This window comes from Candidatus Aminicenantes bacterium, from assembly GCA_026393855.1.
GTDB lineage: Bacteria > Acidobacteriota > Aminicenantia > Aminicenantales > UBA4085 > UBA4085.
In genome coordinates, this window is sequence record JAPKZJ010000091.1 from 1 (window position 1) to 18,632 (window position 18,632).

Consider the following 18,632-nt stretch of genomic DNA (forward strand, 5'->3'; position numbering starts at 1 on the left):
GGGCTCGCGCCCGACCGAAGGCAACATCCGCCAAGCCGTCGACAAGGCGGCCGCGGACGCCGCGCCTTTGTCCGAGAACGGCTACAAGATCGACCTCCTTCGCGCCGCCGTCATCGACGCGGTGATGAAGGCGGCCAAACCGGTTTGATCGCGCAAATGGATCGCCGAGGGAGGACAGCATGAGCCATCAGAAACGAATTATCCTGGGCGGTGTGGTCATGATAGCCGTCATCGCGACGGCGGCGTTCGCCGCCCAAGCGCCGGCCCGCTTCTTCGACACGGCCCAGGCGCCGCAGGGCAAGGTCCGGCTGGCGGTCTTCTATCCTTCGGTCGGCTCGCTTAAAGCCCTGATCGCCGTCAAGGATCAAGGATTTATCCCCTACGCCGATTGGGAGATCGTCGGCGTCCACCACGAGAGGGAACGGACGAACTACGCCGAGGCGGAGAAGTTCGTCAAGGACAACAACCTGGATTGGATCCATTTCCACACCATCCAAGCCGACATCGGGCTGGATTCGCTTTACAAGAAGAACGCCGCCTCGGCCGAGCTGGAAAAGATCTTCGATCTCAGCAGCGGGATCGTCTTCAACGGCGGGCCGGATATCGTCCCTGCCGCCTACGGCGAGGAGATGAGCCTTCACACCGTCGTCACCGATCCCTACCGCCACTATATCGAGCTGACCGCGATCTTCCACCTGCTGGGCGGTTCGCAGGACCCCGCCTTCAAGGCCTATCTCGAGAAGCGGCCCGATTTCCCCATCCTCGGCATCTGCCTGGGCATGCAGAGCTTGAACGTCGGCACGGGCGGAACGCTCATCCAGGACATTTGGTCGGAGTCTTATTTCGCCCGGACGGTGCAGGACGCCATCCGCTTGGGATCGTTCGCCTGGCATACCAACCCTTACCCCAAGCTCGCCCCGCTCGAGAAGAGCCTCATTCCCTACATGCTGCACCCCATCCGGCTAGCCGAGACGGGTAAGCTCGTAGTCGCCCTGGGGATGAAGCCGGACGCCCTGCCCTATGTCATGAGTGCCCACCATCAGTCGGCCGAGAAGATCGGCAAGGGCTTCAAGGTCATCGCCACGTCGGTGGACGGCAAGGTGGTCGAGGCCATCGAGCACGAGAAGTACCCCAATGTCCTGGGCGTCCAGTTCCACCCGGAATTCCCGATGCTTTGGGACGCGACGCCGAAGTACAAGGTCGCGCCCGACGACAAGAATCTATTCGCCTGCCGAACGATCCTGGAGAAGAATCCGCCCAGCTTCGAGTTTCACAAGAAGCTCTGGGGCTGGTTCTTCGCCGCCTTAAAAAAATAGGGGGACAGTATACGTAATCCCCAATTATTTATTGGGGGGTTGGTTCTTCGCAGTTTCAAAGAAACAAGGGATCCGAAAAACACGCTGACGCTAAAACTTGATAATGGCATGCTCCGTGTCGACGGTGAAGAACCTATATTTGTCGTAACGAATCTGGGTATCGACGCGGACCCGCTTGCCGACGCCCCATTGGGGCACCAGGTACTCGATGAGGAGAGAGACGCGGCTCGGGAAAAGCACTCCGTTCTTCTCCTCTTCGTAATCCGCCGTCATCGTCCCCAGGGGACTGAGGCCGATCCGGGACGCTTCTTCGAACACGAATTCGTAGCCTTCGACCGGCAGGCCTTGCGTCTCGCAGCGGAGAATCTGGGAGGTTTCGGAGTCGATCCAAATCTTAGCGGCCGGGATGCGGCTCGCCGCGCCGGACCGGGCGGTCGCCTCGATAACGGCGACCGACCGGCCGCGTATTCTTTCCTGCCCTAGAAGGCGGAAGTCATATGACTCCTGGCGATCAGCGGCCAGCACATCCAGCGGCGCGAACAAAGGCTTCAAAGAGGCGTAGCGCTTTTCGTCGGGCAGGCCGGCTCCCTTGGCGGCTTTTTTGACGTTCGATTCCAAGAGAGCTCGCCGCTCCGTCGTCCGGCCTTCCTTTCGGATCATCTGGAAATCACTGCTGAAACGATAAGTCTTGGTTTTGAATGGATCTCTCGACAGGGAGGCCCTCCGATTGGCGATTGCAATGAATTCCCCGCCGCCGGTCGGCTTCGTAGTGGTCTTAATTTCTTCAGCCACAGTTTTTTCGGGCAGGTGAAGGGCACAATCAATGGAGCGGATGGATTCCTGACAAACAAAATCCAGCGCCGCCTCCGACAATCGCCGGCAGTAGGACGCCCCCAGGAGAAGGATCTTTTTCAATTCGGGAGAATAGGGCTCGAGCGCGCCGGCCTGCGGCCGGGCGGCCGTCACGGGCCACCGGGCCGGATCGAAATCGACCGTCCAATCGAATGATGCGGCCGAGGCCTTAAAGCCTTTGAGGACCGGCTCGAACGTCCATTGCCGGATGGCCTGTATGGCGGCGTCGTCAAGGAAAGGATGGACGGAAGTCTTCACGGCGACGTTGCGGACTTTGCCTTTTTCATCGATGCTGACTCGATAACGGCCCTGCCCGGCGATCCCTTGGCGGATGAGATCGTCAGGATAGATCGGGAGAGCCTGAAGGATCGGCTGAGGGCGCGACGCCGGCATGAGGAGCAAGACAATTGTCTTGCTATTAAAAGGAAGGAAAAGAAGTCCCGGTTCCTCGACGGCCAGCGCGACCTCTTTCTCCAAAAGCTTCTCCATACGACTTTTGAAGAAGTCCGGATGCACGGCCGCCCGCAGACTTCTCACGGCGGCCGATTCTTCTTTGCTCCCCGCAATCGGCCATGGCGAGATTTCCTTGGCGTAAAGGGCCAACTTAAAGCTCAAGGCTCCGTCGAAGCGCCAAGCGGGAGTAATCTCGAACCGAAGGGCGGCCGGCGGTTGAATGACGAAATCACTCAGCGCCAGAGCTTGACCGTCCCAGAAGAAGATCAGGGAAAACAGGCTCTCGGCCGATTCAATCTCGCGGATTCCGGGTATGGCCCGAATCGCGGCGGATCGTAAATCGCTTTCCGACCCGTTGACGGCGGATTTAAGGGGTGCCAGCCGGGGATCGGAAACCGCGGCCAAGAACTCAACCGGGCTCGTCCGCGATTTTCCAGACGGTTCCGTGATCAGAAAGGCGCGGACTTGAAGCAGGGATTCTTGCGCAGGTAACAGGGCGACGGCGGTGATGCTGAGGCACAATCCCAAAATGATCAATCGCCGAAAATCGTGTCGCATATCCCCTCCCCACATAGGCAAAACCCTATCAAAGGCCCTGCCCGGATTCAAGATAACACAGTTTTTCCAGCAAGAAACATGCCTTTGTGTCCCCCTAGGAATATCAATGAGAGCCCTTCGCCACCGTCCGGAAAAGCGGACGATTGTCTTAACCCCGAGACGGTTGACCAGCGGGCATTCTTATTTGACTTGAAGTGCCGCCCGCAGGGCCGCCTCGATCTTGACGGCATGGGCGGAGCCGGCGGTGACGAAAACGCGGCGGCCCGATTTCACAAGGTGAATAATGGCTTGGACAAGGTGCGCGTCGCGGGCGATCCCGGCCCGGCGGGCGATGGCCCCGAGGTAGCCGGGCAGGCCGTCCTCGTCGGATTCGTCGCGCCAGTCGAGCAGGCCGGCGAAATCCCGCCGCCAAACCGCGTCTATCGCCCCCATATCCGGCAGCGTCCCCTCCAGCCCGGGCCATCGGGTGCGCTTGCGGAGGTATTCTTCGACGAAGCGCTCGGGATCGGCCGGTTTGCCGAAGCGCAGGTTTCCAAAGTAGGGCCGGAGCACATAAAATAGCGCGACTTGCTCCGGAGGGAATTCCCCAAGGACAAAGGCCAGCTCGGCCTCGAGGGGCTGTTCCCAGGTGTAGATTTCGACCCGGTGGCGCCGGGCCAGACCGTAAACGGCGCCGCTCTCGCCGAATTGCTTGACCGGATCGACGAAGGCGGCGGGGAGAAACCCCATCCGGCCCTCCACGAGCGCAACCGCGGGTTGGAATCGCGCCCAGCTTTCGCTGATAAGCCCGATCTGTGGATTTCGCGGATCGCGGGTATGTTCCGCGCCGAACACAAGGACAGCGCCCGCGCCGCTCGAAATCTCATAGATATAGGGCCGGCAATGCGTTTCGATGACCTGGCTATATTCGGCATCGGTCATGACGGGCACGGACAAATCGATCGGCTCGAAGCCCGAATATTCCGGCGGATTCTTCCAGCCCGTCAGCCAGACGAGCGCGGCCAGGCCGAGGAGCGCCGCGATGATACCTAACCCGAGCCGGATAACGAATCTTCGCGTCTTCAAATCGCCCTCGCTGACAGAAGTCAGTCCTATCCTTGCCCGGCCAGAAAGCGCGGTAGATAAGAATCCAAGAAAGCGGCCGGCAACAGGATCGGGAACGGAAGTCGGGGATCTTTGAGGCCGAGAAGATCGCGTTTGTCTCCGGTGACGAGGACGTCGGCCTTCCCGTCAACGGCCGAGGCGATGACCGGCGCGTCCTTGGCCGCCACGGAGGGGATCCATTGTTCGACAGCCTGTTGGCTTGGAAGAGGGATGATTTCGAATCCCAGCCGCTCGATTAAAGCCCGAACGAGAGGCTGCGCCTGCGGAAGCCGCTTTCCCAGGTTGCGCTCGATTTCGAGAAGGTTGTATTCGCCGATCAGAGGATGTAGGGGCGGCAGCCGGGCGGCCAGCACATCGAGGATCCGGCTCGGCGCGCCCCGATCGGAGAAGAAGGCCGAGAGGACGACGTTGGAATCAAGAAAAACCCTAAGGCTTGCGGCCATAGGTCTCCTCGTAGATTTCCCCCCGGGCTTCGTCGAGGCCGTCGGCAAGCTCGTTCAGGGATAATCCCGAAGCGGTCAGAATGCGGCGCAATTCGCCGCGGGCCTCGTCCACACCCAGCCGGCGGGGTGTCACTAAGATGGAATCGCCCAGCGGGATGATCGTGACTTCCCGGCCTTGGGCCAAAGGTCCGGCTTCCCTGACGCCCTTGGGAATGGTCAATTGGCCGCGATCCTTGATTTCCCCTGAATAGGAACGATATTGTTTCATACGTCTTCCTCAATCTGATTTCAGATTATCAGATTTCCGATTTTTTTGCAATCCAAAGCACCGGCGCGCCCGAGCGGCGGGAAGAGGATTCCTAGATTTTTCGCGCGGCGAGGGCGACGAGCCAGCGGTGGAACGGGATAAGCGGCGTGAACGCCTCGACGCAGTAATCCACGAAGCGGGCCGAATAGAACTCGTCCGGAATCTTGGTTTCGCGTCCGATCCACAGGCCGTTGTGCTTCAAGAGCGCGGCGTTGGGGTGCGCGGCGTCGTAGCCGGCGGGAATGCGCTTGTAATGCTCGCCGCCGATCTCCCAGCCAGGCCTGGAGCGGGCCGCGTCCAAAATCTTCGTCAGATCACGGCCCGACTTGGGCGCCGTGACGGCCCGCCGGAACCGCTCCAGCAGAGTTTTGGGAATAATGTACATGCCCGCGCCCAGCATCAGATCCGGCGGCTCGAGATGGACGTAGAATCCAGCCGTCTCCAAGCGGGGCAGGTCGCTCTCCCAGAAGTAAAGCCCGAGGTTCGTCTTGTAGGGCGCCGGATCCAGGCTGAAACGAGTGTCCTTGTGGATGCGGAAGATCGATTTGTCGACCCGGGGGATCGCGGCCAGGCCGGGGACGAGGGGCTTCAGCCGGGCGCCCAGGGCCATGATGAACGACTTGGCCGGCGCCAACACGTGCTGATCGTAAATCTCGCGATGGCCCTCGAACCAGTCCCGGTTGTTATGGCGGGCCAAGTCGCGGAAGAACGCCGTCGTCTTGGGCGAGAATCCTTCGAACGGCCCGATCTCTTCGAGCGTCTTCGGTTTGGCCACGGCGCACGCTCCCTTAAGAGAAATTCTTCAGGATGGTCTCGATGATGTTGGTCGAGGAATGGCCCTTGAGATAAGGCACTCGCAGGACCTTGCCGCCGGCCGCTTCGACCTCGGCCCGGCCGACGATTTCGCCCTCGCCCCAATCGCCACCCTTGACCAGAACGTCGGGCAGGAGTGCGGCGATGATCTTGCGCGGGGTCGCTTCGCCGAACCAGGTGACATAATCGACATCCGCGAGCGCCGCCAGAACTTCCATCCGCTCGGCCAGCGGGAAGATCGGCCGGCCCGGGCCCTTGGCCAGGCGCCGGACCGAAGCGTCGCTGTTGAGGGCCACGACCAGGATGTCGCCCTTGGACTTGGCCCAGCGGAACAGGTGGATGTGGCCGCCGTGGATGAGGTCGAAGCAGCCGTTGGTGAAGACGACGGTTTGGCCCTGCCGCCGCAGGCGGGCCCGGATCGGCAAGAGGGCTTGGGGCGATTTGATTTTGCGGCGAGTCGTGCTCTGTGTCATTTGCTTATCCAACCCAAATCGAGATCGCCACGCCCTGCGCATAGCGCAGGGCTCGCGATGACATTCAAAGATCGCTACGCCACCCCTCGCGACGACAAGCGAAGCGCCCGTCGTGTCGAGGGCGTCGAAGCGACGGCCCATTATTTATCGGCCGGCTTGATCTTGATGTGCGACCCGAACTCCCATTTGTGCGGGAAGCGGATGATCCCCTCGTCCTTGTAGAGCGACGAGACCAGGAAGGTATACATGTTGCGGTGGTAGTCGTAGGGGTAGCCGTCGCGCTTGTGGAAGGCCACGTCGTGGTAGTAAGTGCCGTTGACCAGCCCCAGCCGGTCGATCCGGCAATCCACCTTGCCCGCGCCCTCGATGGACTGGGGATCGTGCTCCTCGAGGTCGGTGTTGGTGCCATAGCAGAGCGTGCCCAGGGAGTTGAAGACGCCGATGCCGAAGACAAAATCGTCCTGCGGCGCGCGGGCGGCCACGTCGAGCTCGACCAGCATGCCGTCCTCGGGCGAGAAGACGTGCTTCTCCGTGCCATCAAGGCTGCGCAGCACGACTTTGCGGATTTCGATCTCGCGCTTGCCCCAGCGCCGCTCGCGCCGGCCGTCGTCGGTCGCCGCGGGCGGCTCGGCCGATTCCCCGGCCACGGCTTCGATCGTTTCCGCCTGGCGGGTCTTGAAATCGTTCTCCTGCTTCTCGGCCACATCCTGGAGATAGGCGTCCACGACCTCTTGGGGATCGCCCAGCATCCGCAGGCGGCCGTCCTTCATCCAAGCCACCTGGTCGCAGATCTTGGCCACCATGGCCAGGTCGTGGCTGACGAACAGGATGGTCTTCTGGCGGCGACGGAAGTCGTCGATCCGATCCAGGCACTTGGGGATGAAGGCCGCGTCGCCCACGGCCAGGACCTCGTCGACCAGCAGGACGTCGGGGTTGACGTTGATGGCGATCGAGAACCCCAGCCGCATGAACATGCCCGAGGAATAGGTCTTGACCGGGGCATCGATGAAGTCCTCAAGGCCGGCGAAGCGGACGATCTCGTCGAACTTGGCCGTGATCTCCTTCTTGGTCAGGCCCAGCATGATGCCGTTGATGAAGACGTTCTCGCGGCCCGAGATCTCGGGGTGGAAGCCGGCCCCCAGCTCGATCAGGGCCGAGATCTTGCCCTCGACCTTGACCGTGCCCGAGGACGGCTTGGAGATCCCGGCGATGAGCTTGAGCAGGGTGCTCTTGCCCGAGCCGTTGCGGCCGATGAGCCCCAGGGTCGTGCCCTTCTCGATGGTCAGGTTGACATCCTCGACGGCGGCCACAACCTCGTCCGAGCGAAGCGAGCCGAACAGGTCGCCCTTGACGACGGCGCTCTTGAAGGTTTGGAAGCGGTGCCGGGCGGCGTATTTCTGGTAGCAGCGGGTCGCGTGCTCGAGGACGACGGCGGCCATCAGACCTCCTCCGGGAACGAGTCCCGCAGGCGGTCGAAGACGGAATAGCCGATCCAGAAGACCACGAGCGAGACAAGGAAAGTGATCCCGAGGCGCTTCCAGTGAAGCCTTTGGCCGTAAAAGAGGGCATAGTGGTAGCCCTCGATGATATGGGTCATGGGGTTGAGGCTGAGCAGGGTTCTCAGCGTCGGCGAGCTCTGGATGGTCGGGAGCTGCAGCGAATAAATGACGGGGGTGGAAAAAAACCACAGGGTCAGGAGATTGCTCAGGATGTCGCGGATGTCGCGGAAATGGACGGTCAGAGCCGAAATAAGCAGAGCAAAGCCCAGGCAAAAGATGTATTGGACGATTATGACGAGAGGCAGGAAGAGGAGGAAGAAGGAAAACTTGCCCCCGAACAGGATCATCAGCAGGAACAGGATGGGCAGGCCGAATAGGAAATTGACCAGGTTGGCCGTGACCGTGACCACGGGCAGGACCTCGGCCGGAAAGAGAATCTTCTTGATCAGGTTGCCGTTGGCCATCAACACGCTGGCCGATTCCATGGTCGACGAGAGGAACCAATACCAGGGCAGGAGTCCGCTGAAGAGATATAGGGAGTACAAGAGCGGCGTGTGGAACGCCGCGTCGCGCGCCGGCAGGATTAGCCCGAAAACGACCGAATAAACCAGCATCATGAGGAGCGGGTTGAAGAACGACCAGAAGAAGCCCAGCACCGTGCCCCGGTAGCGGGCCTTGAGCTCGCGCCCGACCAGGCTCTGGATGAGAACCCGGTACTTGAAGAGCTCCTTCAGGTTATGGACGAGCCGGACCACGGGTTCTTCCTTCGCAGACGGTCAGGGTTTCGGGCGTTTGCTCGCCGTCGGGTCCGTAGAGGACGAGCGGCTCCATGGTCAGAGGCACTTCGGCCGGCCCGAACCGGAATTCGCTTAAAAACAGATTGGCCGGATCCCCCGCGCGGGGATGGACGAAGCGCAGGCGGCGAGGGTGGAGGCCTCGGCCGCGGGCCGCATCCGCCAGGTCGTCGAAGCGGGAGGCGGGGAAGACAAAGCAGGCCCTTCCCAAGGGCTTCAAAAGGTCGGAAACGGCTCTCATAACTTCATATATATCGCACGTTATTTCTTGTTTTGCAACGGTTTTCTCGGCTTGGGGGCTGGGGAATCCGGTTCCCTTGCGGACATAAGGCGGGTTGGAAAAGACGAGGTCGAAAACCCGGCCGGGGCGGTATTCGCGAAGGTCCGCTTGAGCGACCTCTACCCGGCCGGCCAGGCCGTTCAGGGCGATATTGCGGACGGCCAGGTCGAAGAGCGAAGCCTGCAGCTCCAGGGCGACGATCCGCCGAAAGGGCTTCAGCGAGAGGAGAACGGCGATGACCCCGTTGCCCGTCCCCAGCTCGCAGATCTCGTCCTCGAGCCGGGTCTCGATGAAATCGGCTAAAAGGGGGGCGTCCAGGGCGAAACGATAGCCTTTGCGGGGCTGGAAGAGGCGGACTTTGCCCCGGTAGAACTCGTCCAGGGTTTCGTCGGGATTCATGCGATTATCATACCCGAATTCCGAATTCGGCAAGGGTCTGGGAATTAATCGGCCAGGCGGGTAAAAACGAGGACCCGGTCCGGATGGATCTCGGCGTAGCCGCCGTCGACCTCGTAGCTCTCGTCCCGGCCGTCGCGCCGGAACTCGACCGGCCCCCGGCCCAGGGCGGTCATCAGCGGCCGGTGGCCCGGCAGGATCCCGATCTGCCCGTCGATCGACGGCAGTGAGGCGCACTCCACCTCGGCGTCGACGAGGGAGCGCCGCGGCGTGACGACCCGCAGGCGGAATCGAGAGCGGACTTCGCTCACTGGGCCCTCAGCTCCTCGGCCCGCTTGACGACGTCCTCGATGCCGCCGGCCATGTAGAAAGCCTGCTCGGGCAGGCCGTCATGCTTGCCCTCGACGATCTCCCGGAAGCCGCGGACGGTTTCGTCGACCGTGACATAGCGGCCCGGCCGGCCGGTGAACTCCTCGGCCACATGGAAGGGTTGGGACAAGAAGCGCTGGATCTTGCGGGACCGGGCCACGATGAGCTTGTCCTCGTCCGAAAGCTCCTCGATGCCCAGGATGGCGATGATATCCTGCAGGTCCTTGTAGCGTTGCAGGATCTCTTTGACCCGCTTGGCGATGCGGTAGTGCTCTTCGCCGACGATGGCCGGGTCGAGGATGCGGCTGTAGGACGCCAGCGAGTCGACGGCCGGATAGATGCCCTGATCGGTCAGGGCCCGCGACAACTGGGTCGAGGCATCCAAGTGGGAGAACGTCGTGGCCGGGGCGGGATCGGTGAAGTCGTCGGCCGGGACGTATATGGCCTGGACCGAGGTGATCGAGCCTTTTTTGGTCGAGGTGATCCGCTCCTCCAGCTCGCCCAGCTCCGTGGCCAGGTTGGGCTGGTAGCCGACGGCCGAGGGCATCCGGCCAAGCAGGGCCGAGACTTCGGAGCCGGCTTGGGTGAAGCGGAAGATGTTGTCGATGAACAGCAGCAGGTCCTGGTTCATCTCGTCCCGGAAGAACTCGGCCACCGACAGGGCGCTCAGGCCGATCCGCAGGCGGGCGCCCGGCGGCTCGGTCATCTGGCCGTAGACCAGGGCCGTCTTGGTGATGACCTTGGAGTCGGTCATCTCCCGCCACAGGTCGTTGCCCTCGCGGGTCCGCTCGCCGACGCCGGCGAAGACGGAGTAGCCGCCATGCTTCATGGCCACGTTGTGGATGAGCTCCTGGATGATGACGGTCTTGCCGACGCCGGCGCCGCCGAACAGTCCGATCTTGCCGCCCTTGAGGAAGGGCTGGATGAGGTCGATGACCTTGATCCCGGTCTCGAACATCTCAAGCCGCGTATTCTGCTCTTCGAGAAGCGGCGGCTGCCGGTGGATGGGATAGCGCTTTTCGGTCAGGATCGGGCCCTTGTGGTCGACCGGCTCGCCGACCACGTTCATGACCCGGCCCAGCACCTCGATCCCCACGGGCACGGTGATCGGGCCGCCCGTGTCGAAGGCTTTCATGCCCCGCGACAGGCCGTCCGTGGGGTGCATGGAGACGCAGCGGACGGTGTCTTCGCCCAGATGCTGCTCGACCTCGACGATGATGTCGACGGGGAGGGGCGTATCGAAGCCTTCGCTGGTGATGCGGATGGCCGTGTAGATCTCGGGCAGCTCGAGGCCCCGGAAGGTCACGTCGACGACGGGCCCGATGACCTGGATGACCCGTCCGACGCGCTCGGTGTTCGTTGTCGTACTCATGATGCGCTCCCTCCAGGGGCTATTTCTTCAGGGCTTCCACGGCCGTCATGATCTCCAGCAGCTCCTTGGTGATGCCGGCCTGGCGGATCTTGTTCAGGACCAGGACGTAGCGGTGGGCCAGCTCCCCGGCATTGCGGGTGGCGCCGTCCATGGCGATCATCCGGGCGGCCTGCTCGGCGGCCTGCGACTCGAAAAAAGCGTGCGCGACCTGGTCCTCGATGACCCGCGGCAGGAGAGAATCGACGACCGCGGCCGGGCCCGGCTCCCAGGCCGAGGGCTCGACGGCGTGGGCGAAGGCGGCCGGTTCGGGCGAATGGACCGGCAGGATGCGGGTGATGACGATGCGCGGCGCCAGGATGGACTTGAACTCGTTGTAGGCGAGGTAAACGGCGTCGGTCTCCTGATGGAGGAACTTCTTCATCAGCCGACGGGCCGTATCGCGCAGGTCCTCTTCGGTCAGCTTGTCGGTCTTTTCGGGAAAGGCCCAATCGACCGGGAACGGCTGACGGCGGAAGAAGCCGACCGCCTTGCGGCCGATGAGGACGAGCCGGACTTCGGCCCGGCCGACCTTTTCGGCTGCGAACTCCTGGGCTTTGGCCAGCAGGGTGGAGTTGAAGGCCCCGCACAGCCCCTTGTCCGAGGTCACAACCAGCAGGTGCAGCCGCTTCTCGGCCCGCACGGCCAGAAACGGGTGGGCCTGCGGGCCGGCCCACAGGGCCGCCTCCCAGAGCAGGGCGGGCCCGGCATGCCAATGGGGGCGTCCCTCCTGGATGGTGCGCTGGGCTTTCTTGAACCGGGCCGTCGAGACGGTCTTCATCGCCTTGGTGACCTGCTGCATGTTTTTCACGCTTTTGATCCGGCGACGAAGCTCGATCAGGGTCGGCATCAGGCGGCTCCCTCGCGGAAGCGCTGATTGAACTCGGTCAGGGCGGCGGCGATCTCGGCGTCCAGGGCGTTGTCGATCGACTTACGTTCGGCGATCTTGGCCGGGATGGCGGGGTGCTCGCGGTCGAAGAAATCGTACATCCGGCGCTCGTACTCGGCAATCCGGGTCACCGGGAACTCGTCCAGGAAGCCGCGGTTGCCGGCGTAGATGATCAGGACCTGCTTTTCGACCGGGAGGGGCAGAAACTGGCCTTGCTTGAGGAGCTCGGTCAGCCGGACGCCGCGGTCGAGCTGGGCCTGGCTGATCTTGTCCAGCTCCGTGCCGAACTGGGCGAAGGTCAGCAGCTCGCGGTACTGTTGGAGGTCGCCCCGCAGCTTCCCGGCGATCTGCTTCATGGCCTTGATCTGGGCGTGGCCGCCGACGCGGGAGACCGAGATGCCGACGTTGATGGCCGGGCGGACGCCGGAGTTGAACAGCTCGGGCTCCAAGTAGATTTGGCCGTCCGTGATCGAGATGACGTTGGTCGGGATGTAGCCTGAGACGTCGCCGGCCTGGGTCTCGATGATGGGCAGGGCGGTCAGCGAGCCGCCGCCGAGCTCGTCGCTCATCTTGGCCGCGCGCTCCAGGAGCCGCGAATGGAGGTAGAAGACGTCGCCCGGGTAGGCCTCGCGGCCGGGCGGGCGGCGGAGCAGGAGCGAGATCTCGCGATAGGCCGCGGCGTGCTTGCTCAAGTCGTCGTAGATGCACAGGGCGTGGCCGCCGTTGTCCCGGAAGTACTCGCCCAGGGCGCAGCCGCTATAGGGGGCCAGGTATTGCAGGGGGGACGGATCGCTGGCCGAGGCGGCGACGACGATCGAGTAGGCCATAGCCCCGTAGTCCTCGAGGGTTTTGACGAAATGGGCGACGGTCGAGTTCTTCTGGCCGATGGCGACATAGATGCAGATGACCCCGGTCGTCTTCTGGCTCAGGATGGCGTCCATGATGACGGCCGACTTGCCGGTCTGGCGATCGCCGATGATCAGCTCGCGCTGACCGCGGCCGATCGGGATCATGGCGTCGATGGCCTTGATCCCGGTCTGCAGGGGCTCGCGCACGGGCAGGCGGTCGACCACACCGGGGGCCTGCCGCTCGACCGGCAGGAAGACGTCGGTCTTGATCGGGCCCTTGCCGTCCAGCGGATGGCCCAACGGGTCGACGACCCGGCCGATCAGGGCCGGCCCGGCCGGCACCGAGATGATGCGATGGGTCCGCTTGACGACGTCGCCTTCCTTGATGACGTGGCTTTCGCTGAGCAGGACGGCGCCGACGCTGTCCTCCTCCAGGTTCAAGGCGATGCCGGAGATGCCGTGGGGGAATTCCAGGAGCTCGTTGTACATGACCCGGTCGAGCCCGTAGATCTTGGCGATGCCGTCCCCGACCGAGATGACCGTGCCGACTTCGCGGATGTCGACGTCGGTCTGGAACCCTTCGATCTCGCGCTGGATGATCTTGCTGATCTCGTCGGCTTTGATGGCCATGTCGCACTACCTTTCGCTGATCTTGTCCTTGAGCCGGTCCAACTGCCCCTTGAGCGAGACGTCGTAAACGAGGTTGCCCTTGCGCACGGTCAGTCCGCCGACGAGCGAGGCCTCGAGCCCATACTCGCAGTGAACCGGCCGCCCCTCCAGCCGCTCGAGCTCAGCCTCCAAGCCGGACTGTTGGGCCGGGGTCAGGGGCACCACCGAGCAGACTTCGAAAGTCGGGACCCCATGGGCCGTCCGCCAGGCGGCGGGCAGATCCTCCAGAACGCGCGGCAGAATTTCCATCCGGCCGTGCCGCAGGAGCAGGTCCAGGAAGCGGGCCGTCTTGGCGCCGGCGTCCATCTGGTCGAGCAGGGCCTTGACCAGAACGGCCTTGCGCGAAGCGTTGAGGAACGGGCGGACCAGGGCGAACCGCAAGTCCTCGCGGCTTACCACCAGGTCCGCGAAGCGGGTCAATTGGCCGCGCACCGCGTCGTACTCGGCCGGCGTGGGCAGTGACGCCGCCAGTCCCTCCACGTATCGCTTAACGAGGGTCGGATTCTTCATGCAGGTCTTTCAGCTTGGCGATGGACTTGTCGATCAGGGCGGCCTGGTCGGCCTCAGTCAGGCGGGCCTTGATGCGGGCCTCGGCCAGCGAGGCGGCCAGCTCGGCCGTGTAGGCTTTGAGATCGCGGACGCCGGCCTTGAGCAGAGCTTCGACTTCGAGCCGGGCCAGCACCCGCAGGCGGTCGGCTTCCTTGCCGGCCATTTCGCGGATGCGGTCCTTCTCGCGTCGGCCCTCTTCCTCGGCCTCGTTCCGCAGGCGGATGAGCTCGGCCTCCAGGGCGGCGACCTTGGCCCGGGCCTCGGCCAGCCTGGCCTCGGCAGCGAGGCGTCCGGCCTGGGCCTCGTCCAGGGTCTTGGCGATGGTCTCGGTCCTCTGGGTCAACATGGCCATGAGGGGCTTGCGGAGAAAGAAGAAGAGGCCGCCGAAGAGAATGGCGAAATTGATGATCTTGCCGATCACTGGAGCAGCCTCGCCTCGATCGATTCGGACAAGGACTGGGCCTCGGCGGTCAGCTTGGATTTAAGGCCGTCAATTTCGGCCGCCATCTCGTCCTTGGCCTTGTCCACTTCGGCCTTGGCGGCCATTCCAACCTCGGACAGGAGACGGGTCTTTTCCCGCAGGGCTTCGACCTCTAGGTCGTCGCGGATCTTGTCCGCCGCGATCCGAGCCGCCTTAAGGGATTTATCGATGCCGAGCATGTCCTTGGCGCCCTCCTCGGCGGCGCGGCGGGAAGCCTCCCGGTCGCCGCCCAGGCGGGCTTCGCGCTCGGCCCGAATCTTCTGCAAGGGCCTGAAGAAAAAGCGAGTCAGAAAAGCCACCAGAATCCAGACGACGACGAAGGTGACGAGGAGCGTTCCGTCGATCTCGAGCATGGGGCGGGTTTTCCGGTCGAAATCAGAAATCGGATGATAGCATATCGCCCGCGGAAAATGCAAAAAGGACATTCTCCCATCTCCGGGCTCGCGTCACGGTATCCAGCCCGGCGGCGCGGGTTTTTCACGCCTTTTTTGCGTTACTCTTCTCGGCGCCTGCGGAACTCCGCACATTCGATCTTTCCGTTCTACAAGATCGCCCACTCTGTCTCGTTTTCGATGATAGTCACGTGCTCAAACATCCCTCGGCACATGCAGCCGAAGGCGCTAACATATCCCCGCCTTCGAAGGCGGGGTAGCGAGCCGGCGACCAGGACGGTTCCGGTGGGGCCGGCGAGGCGTCGGGCCAGGGCCAGGGCCAGGCCGAGGTCGGGCTCGATGACGATCTTGCGTTTGAACTCCGGCAAGGCTCGCAGGATCGCTTCGGGCTTTTCGGCCCGGGTGAAGGGGATCGTCGTCAGAATGACCCGCCGGGCCAGCGAGAAGAGATGCCGGGCGGACCGGCGGACGGCTTTGTCCTTCATCATGGCGAAGACGAGGACGAGCGGACCGCGGATTTCATCTCGGACGTAACGGGAGAGCGCTTTCGCCCCATCTTCATTGTGGGCGCCGTCAAGGATAACGGTCGGCTTGCGGCCGACAACTTCCAGACGGCCTTCCCAACGGACCGATTCGATCCCCTCGATCACGGCTTTCCGGGACGGCCCGCGGCCGAGCCGGTCCAGCTCGCGAAGTACTGCAATCGCCGTTGCGGCGTTGAGGCCTTGATGCTCGCCCCGCAGGCCGGGGACGAATTCGTAGGCCTCTCCCTCGACGGTATATCGGAATCGAATCCCGGCAGGGTCCTTGGCGGCCAGGAGCTCCCGGCCCCGGCCGAAGACCGGGCGGAAAGGCGCTTCAAGCTCGGCCGCCCGGGCCTTGATGACTTTGAGAGCGGCGCCCTGGTCGGGACCGCAGACGACGGGTATGCCTGACTTGATGATGCCGGCTTTCTCGAAGGCGATGGCGCCCAGAGTATCGCCCAAATGTTCCCGATGGTCGAGCGAGATCGATGTGATGACCGAGACGAGCGGAGTGACGACGTTGGTGGCGTCGAAACGGCCGCCCAGGCCAACTTCCAGAACAGCGATATCCACTTTGCGGGCCGCAAAATAGAGGCAGGCCAGGGTGGTCAGGACCTCGAAATAGGTCGGGTGGGCATCCAGCCGGCCGGCGGCCATGAGGTCCTCGATCGCGGCTCGGATCAAGCCGAGCAGGCGTCCGAATTCCGGTCGGCCGATCATCCGCCCACCCAGGGTGCGCAGCAGGACCCGGATATTATCGAGGCCCAGCTTGACCCCGAATCGCTCCAGGGCGCGAAGATAATCGCGGCTTTGGGACGGCGTCAGAGGGCGGCCGGGCGGACGCGGCGAGGCGGGGCCGTGGCTCACTGCGGCCGGTTGAGCAGAAGCCGCAGGGCCTTGATCATGAACGGCCGCAGGGCCTTGCGCGGGACGATGTCGTCCAGGAAGCCGTGCTTGAGGACGAACTCCGAGCGCTGGAACCCCTTGGGCAGCTTTTCCTTGATCGTCTGTTCGATAACGACGGGGCCGGCGAAGCCGACGAAGGCGTTGGGCTCGGAAATGTTGATGTCGCCCAGCATGGCCCAGGAGGCCGTCGTCCCGCCGGAAGTGGGGTCGGCCAGGATGGAGATGTAGGGCAGGCGCGCTTCGTCCAGCCGGCTTAGGGCCGCGCTTGTCTTGGCCATCTGCATCAGAGACAAGAGGCCTTCCTGCATCCGCATACCGCCCGAAACCGAGACGATGACGAGCGGCAGGCGCTCCGCGAGGGCCCGTTCGGCCGCCCGGGTGATCTTCTCGCCCAGGACCGAGCCGACGCTCCCGCCCATGAACGAGAAATCCAGGGCGCAGATGACCGTCCGGATGCCGCCGAGGTTGCCGACGGCGGTGACGGCCGCCTCCGGCAGGTCGGTCTTGCGCTGGTTGTCTTCGAGGCGCTTGGCATAAGGAAGCTTATCGACAAAGTGCAGGGGGTCCTGGGAGCAGATGTCGTGATCGACGATGTCGAAGGTCCCGTCGTCGAACAGCATGGCCAGCCTTTCGGCGGCGGAGAGCCGGAAATGGAAAGAGCAGGCCGGGCAGACGGACAGATTCTCCAGGATATCCTCCTTGAAGAGGATCCTCTGGCAGTTATTGCAACGGGTCCACAGGTTGGTGCTCATGGGTGACCTCGAGTCTAGCAATAAGGGGGCCGGGGTGTCAAACGGCCCTCTCCTTGCGGCGCTCGACCAGCCGTTTGCGCAGAAAAACGGCGATTTCGTCGGGAGTCGGCAGGTCCAGGCCGACATCAACCTTTTCCCTCAACAGATCCTGGGCCAATTGCAGGAGGCGGGCTTCATCGACCGGCTTTTCCAAGTATTCGGCCGCGCCGAAGGCGGTCAGGGCCTCGTGGCGGTATTGCGGTCCCCGGTAGAGGCCGGTGACGATGATCACGGGAACGGCACCCCGGGAGTCCTGGACGATCCTTTTGGTTAGATCGAAGCCGTGGAGACGGGGCAGGATGGCTTCCAGGACGACCAGATCGGGCCGTTCCAGCTGGTATTTCTCCCAGGCGGACAGGCCGTCCATGGCGGTCGTCACCGCGAAGCCGAGGGGTTCAAACAGGGCAACCAGGCCTTCGACCGAGCGCTGGTCGTAATCGACGATGAGGATCTTCTTGTCGGCCACGGCACCCGGATTCTCACACAACCCCGCCGGAAATTCAAATCCCCCAGTAATTATGATATATTGGCGCGGATGAACGCCGCCGATCCGATCCGCCTGTCCGTCATCGTCCCGGCCTACAACGAGGCGCGCAACGTTCCCCGGATGGTCGAGGAGCTGACTGCAGCCTGCCTCAAGCTGGCCGTCCCCTACGAGATCATCTTCATCGACGACGGCAGTACTGACGGGACCTTCGCGGCGCTCCGCGAGGCCCACCTCAGAGACGCCCGGATCAGAGTCATCCGGTTCCGTAAGAACTTCGGCCAGACCGCCGCCATGTCGGCCGGGTTCGACTATGCCCGCGGCGAGATCATCGTCACCATCGACGCCGATCTGGAAAACGACCCCAGCGACATCGCCGCTCTGGTGGCCAAGGTCGAGGAAGGCTACGATTTGGTCAGCGGCTGGCGCAAGGAGCGCTGGAAGAGCCGGTTTCTCACCCGCCGCCTGCCCTCCCTGATCGCCAATTGGCTCATTTCCCGGATCACCAAGGTCCGGCTGCGCGACTACGGCTGCACCCTCAAGGCCTACCGCCGCGAGGTGGTCAAGAACATCCGGCTCTACGGCGAGATGCACCGCTTTATTCCGGCCATCGCCGCCACGATCGGGGTCCGGATCGCCGAGGTCCCGGTCAACTTCCGGCCGCGCATCCACGGCACGTCCAAATACGGGTTCTCGCGCTCGATCCGGGTCTTCCTGGACCTGCTGACCGTCAAGTTCCTGCTCAGCTATTCGACCCGGCCGCTGCAGATCTTCGGCTTGCTCGGCCTCGTCTCGGGCGGCGTCGGCGGCATCCTCGGCCTGATCCTGTCCTACCAGCGCCTGATCCTGAGGCAGAGCATCTCCAACCGCCCGTTGCTGCTGCTGGCCATCCTGCTGATCGTCATCGGCTTCCAGTTCATCACCATGGGCTTGCTGGGCGAGATCATGGTCCGGACTTACCACGAGGCCGTGGAGAAGCGCATCTACGTCGCCCGCGACATCCTCGGCGCGGGCGAGGACGAAGCCTAGGACGC

The 18,632-nt window shown here is 63.3% G+C and carries 21 protein-coding genes; 2 read left to right on the forward strand and 19 right to left on the reverse strand.

Annotated features, from left to right (window positions below; translation table 11 throughout):
- The first annotated feature begins 179 nt into the window (after positions 1 to 179).
- Positions 180 to 1,316, forward strand: coding sequence for a gamma-glutamyl-gamma-aminobutyrate hydrolase family protein (locus NTZ26_11315; GenBank protein MCX6561084.1), 1,137 nt, complete (start codon positions 180 to 182; stop codon positions 1,314 to 1,316).
- A gap of 90 nt (positions 1,317 to 1,406) precedes the next feature.
- Here the strand turns inward: NTZ26_11315 and NTZ26_11320 are convergent, their stop codons facing one another.
- The 19 genes from NTZ26_11320 to NTZ26_11410 all read right to left on the reverse strand — a co-directional run bounded on the left by NTZ26_11320 (position 1,407) and on the right by NTZ26_11410 (position 17,580).
- A complete protein-coding gene (locus NTZ26_11320) occupies positions 1,407 to 3,179 on the reverse strand; it encodes a TonB family protein (GenBank protein MCX6561085.1) in 1,773 nt (590 codons plus the stop codon).
- 180 nt (positions 3,180 to 3,359) lie between these two features.
- Positions 3,360 to 4,244 carry a hypothetical protein gene (locus NTZ26_11325; GenBank protein ID MCX6561086.1) on the reverse strand — a complete coding sequence of 295 codons (885 nt, stop codon included), beginning with the start codon at positions 4,242 to 4,244 and terminating at the stop codon, positions 3,360 to 3,362.
- 26 nt (positions 4,245 to 4,270) lie between these two features.
- The gene (locus NTZ26_11330; GenBank protein ID MCX6561087.1) at positions 4,271 to 4,726 is read right to left on the reverse strand and encodes a PIN domain-containing protein; all 456 of its coding nucleotides are present in this window, start codon (positions 4,724 to 4,726) and stop codon (positions 4,271 to 4,273) included.
- Entirely contained in the window at positions 4,710 to 4,994 is a 285-nt protein-coding gene (locus NTZ26_11335; GenBank protein MCX6561088.1) for an AbrB/MazE/SpoVT family DNA-binding domain-containing protein, read from the reverse strand. Before NTZ26_11335 ends, NTZ26_11330 begins: the two co-directional genes overlap by 17 nt.
- 91 nt (positions 4,995 to 5,085) lie before the next feature.
- Entirely contained in the window at positions 5,086 to 5,808 is a 723-nt protein-coding gene (locus NTZ26_11340) for a DUF2461 domain-containing protein (protein MCX6561089.1), read from the reverse strand.
- Between the two features lie 13 nt (positions 5,809 to 5,821).
- A complete protein-coding gene (locus NTZ26_11345; GenBank protein MCX6561090.1) occupies positions 5,822 to 6,319 on the reverse strand; it encodes an adenylyltransferase/cytidyltransferase family protein in 498 nt (165 codons plus the stop codon).
- A 140-nt stretch (positions 6,320 to 6,459) separates the two neighbouring features.
- Positions 6,460 to 7,758 carry an ABC transporter ATP-binding protein gene (locus NTZ26_11350; protein MCX6561091.1) on the reverse strand — a complete coding sequence of 433 codons (1,299 nt, stop codon included), beginning with the start codon at positions 7,756 to 7,758 and terminating at the stop codon, positions 6,460 to 6,462.
- Positions 7,758 to 8,573, reverse strand: coding sequence for an ABC transporter permease (locus NTZ26_11355; GenBank protein MCX6561092.1), 816 nt, complete (start codon positions 8,571 to 8,573; stop codon positions 7,758 to 7,760). The genes NTZ26_11350 and NTZ26_11355 overlap by 1 nt, the downstream gene beginning before the upstream one ends.
- Complete coding sequence (locus tag NTZ26_11360) at positions 8,554 to 9,291, reverse strand: methyltransferase (protein ID MCX6561093.1); 738 nt, start codon at positions 9,289 to 9,291, stop codon at positions 8,554 to 8,556. The genes NTZ26_11355 and NTZ26_11360 overlap by 20 nt, the downstream gene beginning before the upstream one ends.
- Positions 9,292 to 9,335: 44 nt before the next feature.
- Complete coding sequence (gene atpC, locus NTZ26_11365) at positions 9,336 to 9,599, reverse strand: ATP synthase F1 subunit epsilon (protein ID MCX6561094.1); 264 nt, start codon at positions 9,597 to 9,599, stop codon at positions 9,336 to 9,338.
- Complete coding sequence (atpD, locus tag NTZ26_11370) at positions 9,596 to 11,029, reverse strand: F0F1 ATP synthase subunit beta (protein MCX6561095.1); 1,434 nt, start codon at positions 11,027 to 11,029, stop codon at positions 9,596 to 9,598. Before atpD ends, atpC begins: the two co-directional genes overlap by 4 nt.
- 19 nt (positions 11,030 to 11,048) lie before the next feature.
- Positions 11,049 to 11,915 carry an ATP synthase F1 subunit gamma gene (gene atpG, locus NTZ26_11375; protein ID MCX6561096.1) on the reverse strand — a complete coding sequence of 289 codons (867 nt, stop codon included), beginning with the start codon at positions 11,913 to 11,915 and terminating at the stop codon, positions 11,049 to 11,051.
- Positions 11,915 to 13,432: a F0F1 ATP synthase subunit alpha gene (gene atpA / locus NTZ26_11380; protein MCX6561097.1), complete on the reverse strand. Its 1,518-nt coding sequence runs from the start codon at positions 13,430 to 13,432 to the stop codon at positions 11,915 to 11,917. Before atpA ends, atpG begins: the two co-directional genes overlap by 1 nt.
- Positions 13,433 to 13,438: 6 nt before the next feature.
- Positions 13,439 to 13,981 carry an ATP synthase F1 subunit delta gene (gene atpH, locus NTZ26_11385; protein ID MCX6561098.1) on the reverse strand — a complete coding sequence of 181 codons (543 nt, stop codon included), beginning with the start codon at positions 13,979 to 13,981 and terminating at the stop codon, positions 13,439 to 13,441.
- The gene (locus NTZ26_11390; protein MCX6561099.1) at positions 13,959 to 14,441 is read right to left on the reverse strand and encodes an ATP synthase F0 subunit B; all 483 of its coding nucleotides are present in this window, start codon (positions 14,439 to 14,441) and stop codon (positions 13,959 to 13,961) included. The genes atpH and NTZ26_11390 overlap by 23 nt, the downstream gene beginning before the upstream one ends.
- Positions 14,438 to 14,854: an ATP synthase F0 subunit B gene (locus NTZ26_11395; GenBank protein ID MCX6561100.1), complete on the reverse strand. Its 417-nt coding sequence runs from the start codon at positions 14,852 to 14,854 to the stop codon at positions 14,438 to 14,440. The genes NTZ26_11390 and NTZ26_11395 overlap by 4 nt, the downstream gene beginning before the upstream one ends.
- 188 nt (positions 14,855 to 15,042) lie before the next feature.
- Positions 15,043 to 16,284 carry a Mur ligase family protein gene (locus tag NTZ26_11400; protein ID MCX6561101.1) on the reverse strand — a complete coding sequence of 414 codons (1,242 nt, stop codon included), beginning with the start codon at positions 16,282 to 16,284 and terminating at the stop codon, positions 15,043 to 15,045.
- Positions 16,281 to 17,075, reverse strand: a complete 795-nt coding sequence (gene accD, locus NTZ26_11405) for an acetyl-CoA carboxylase, carboxyltransferase subunit beta (GenBank protein ID MCX6561102.1) — start codon at positions 17,073 to 17,075, stop codon at positions 16,281 to 16,283. Before accD ends, NTZ26_11400 begins: the two co-directional genes overlap by 4 nt.
- Before the next feature lie 37 nt (positions 17,076 to 17,112).
- Positions 17,113 to 17,580, reverse strand: a complete 468-nt coding sequence (locus NTZ26_11410) for a response regulator (GenBank protein MCX6561103.1) — start codon at positions 17,578 to 17,580, stop codon at positions 17,113 to 17,115.
- Between the two features lie 69 nt (positions 17,581 to 17,649).
- On the opposite strand from NTZ26_11410, the gene NTZ26_11415 reads away from it, so the two are divergent.
- Positions 17,650 to 18,627: a glycosyltransferase family 2 protein gene (locus NTZ26_11415; protein ID MCX6561104.1), complete on the forward strand. Its 978-nt coding sequence runs from the start codon at positions 17,650 to 17,652 to the stop codon at positions 18,625 to 18,627.
- Positions 18,628 to 18,632 lie beyond the last annotated feature (5 nt).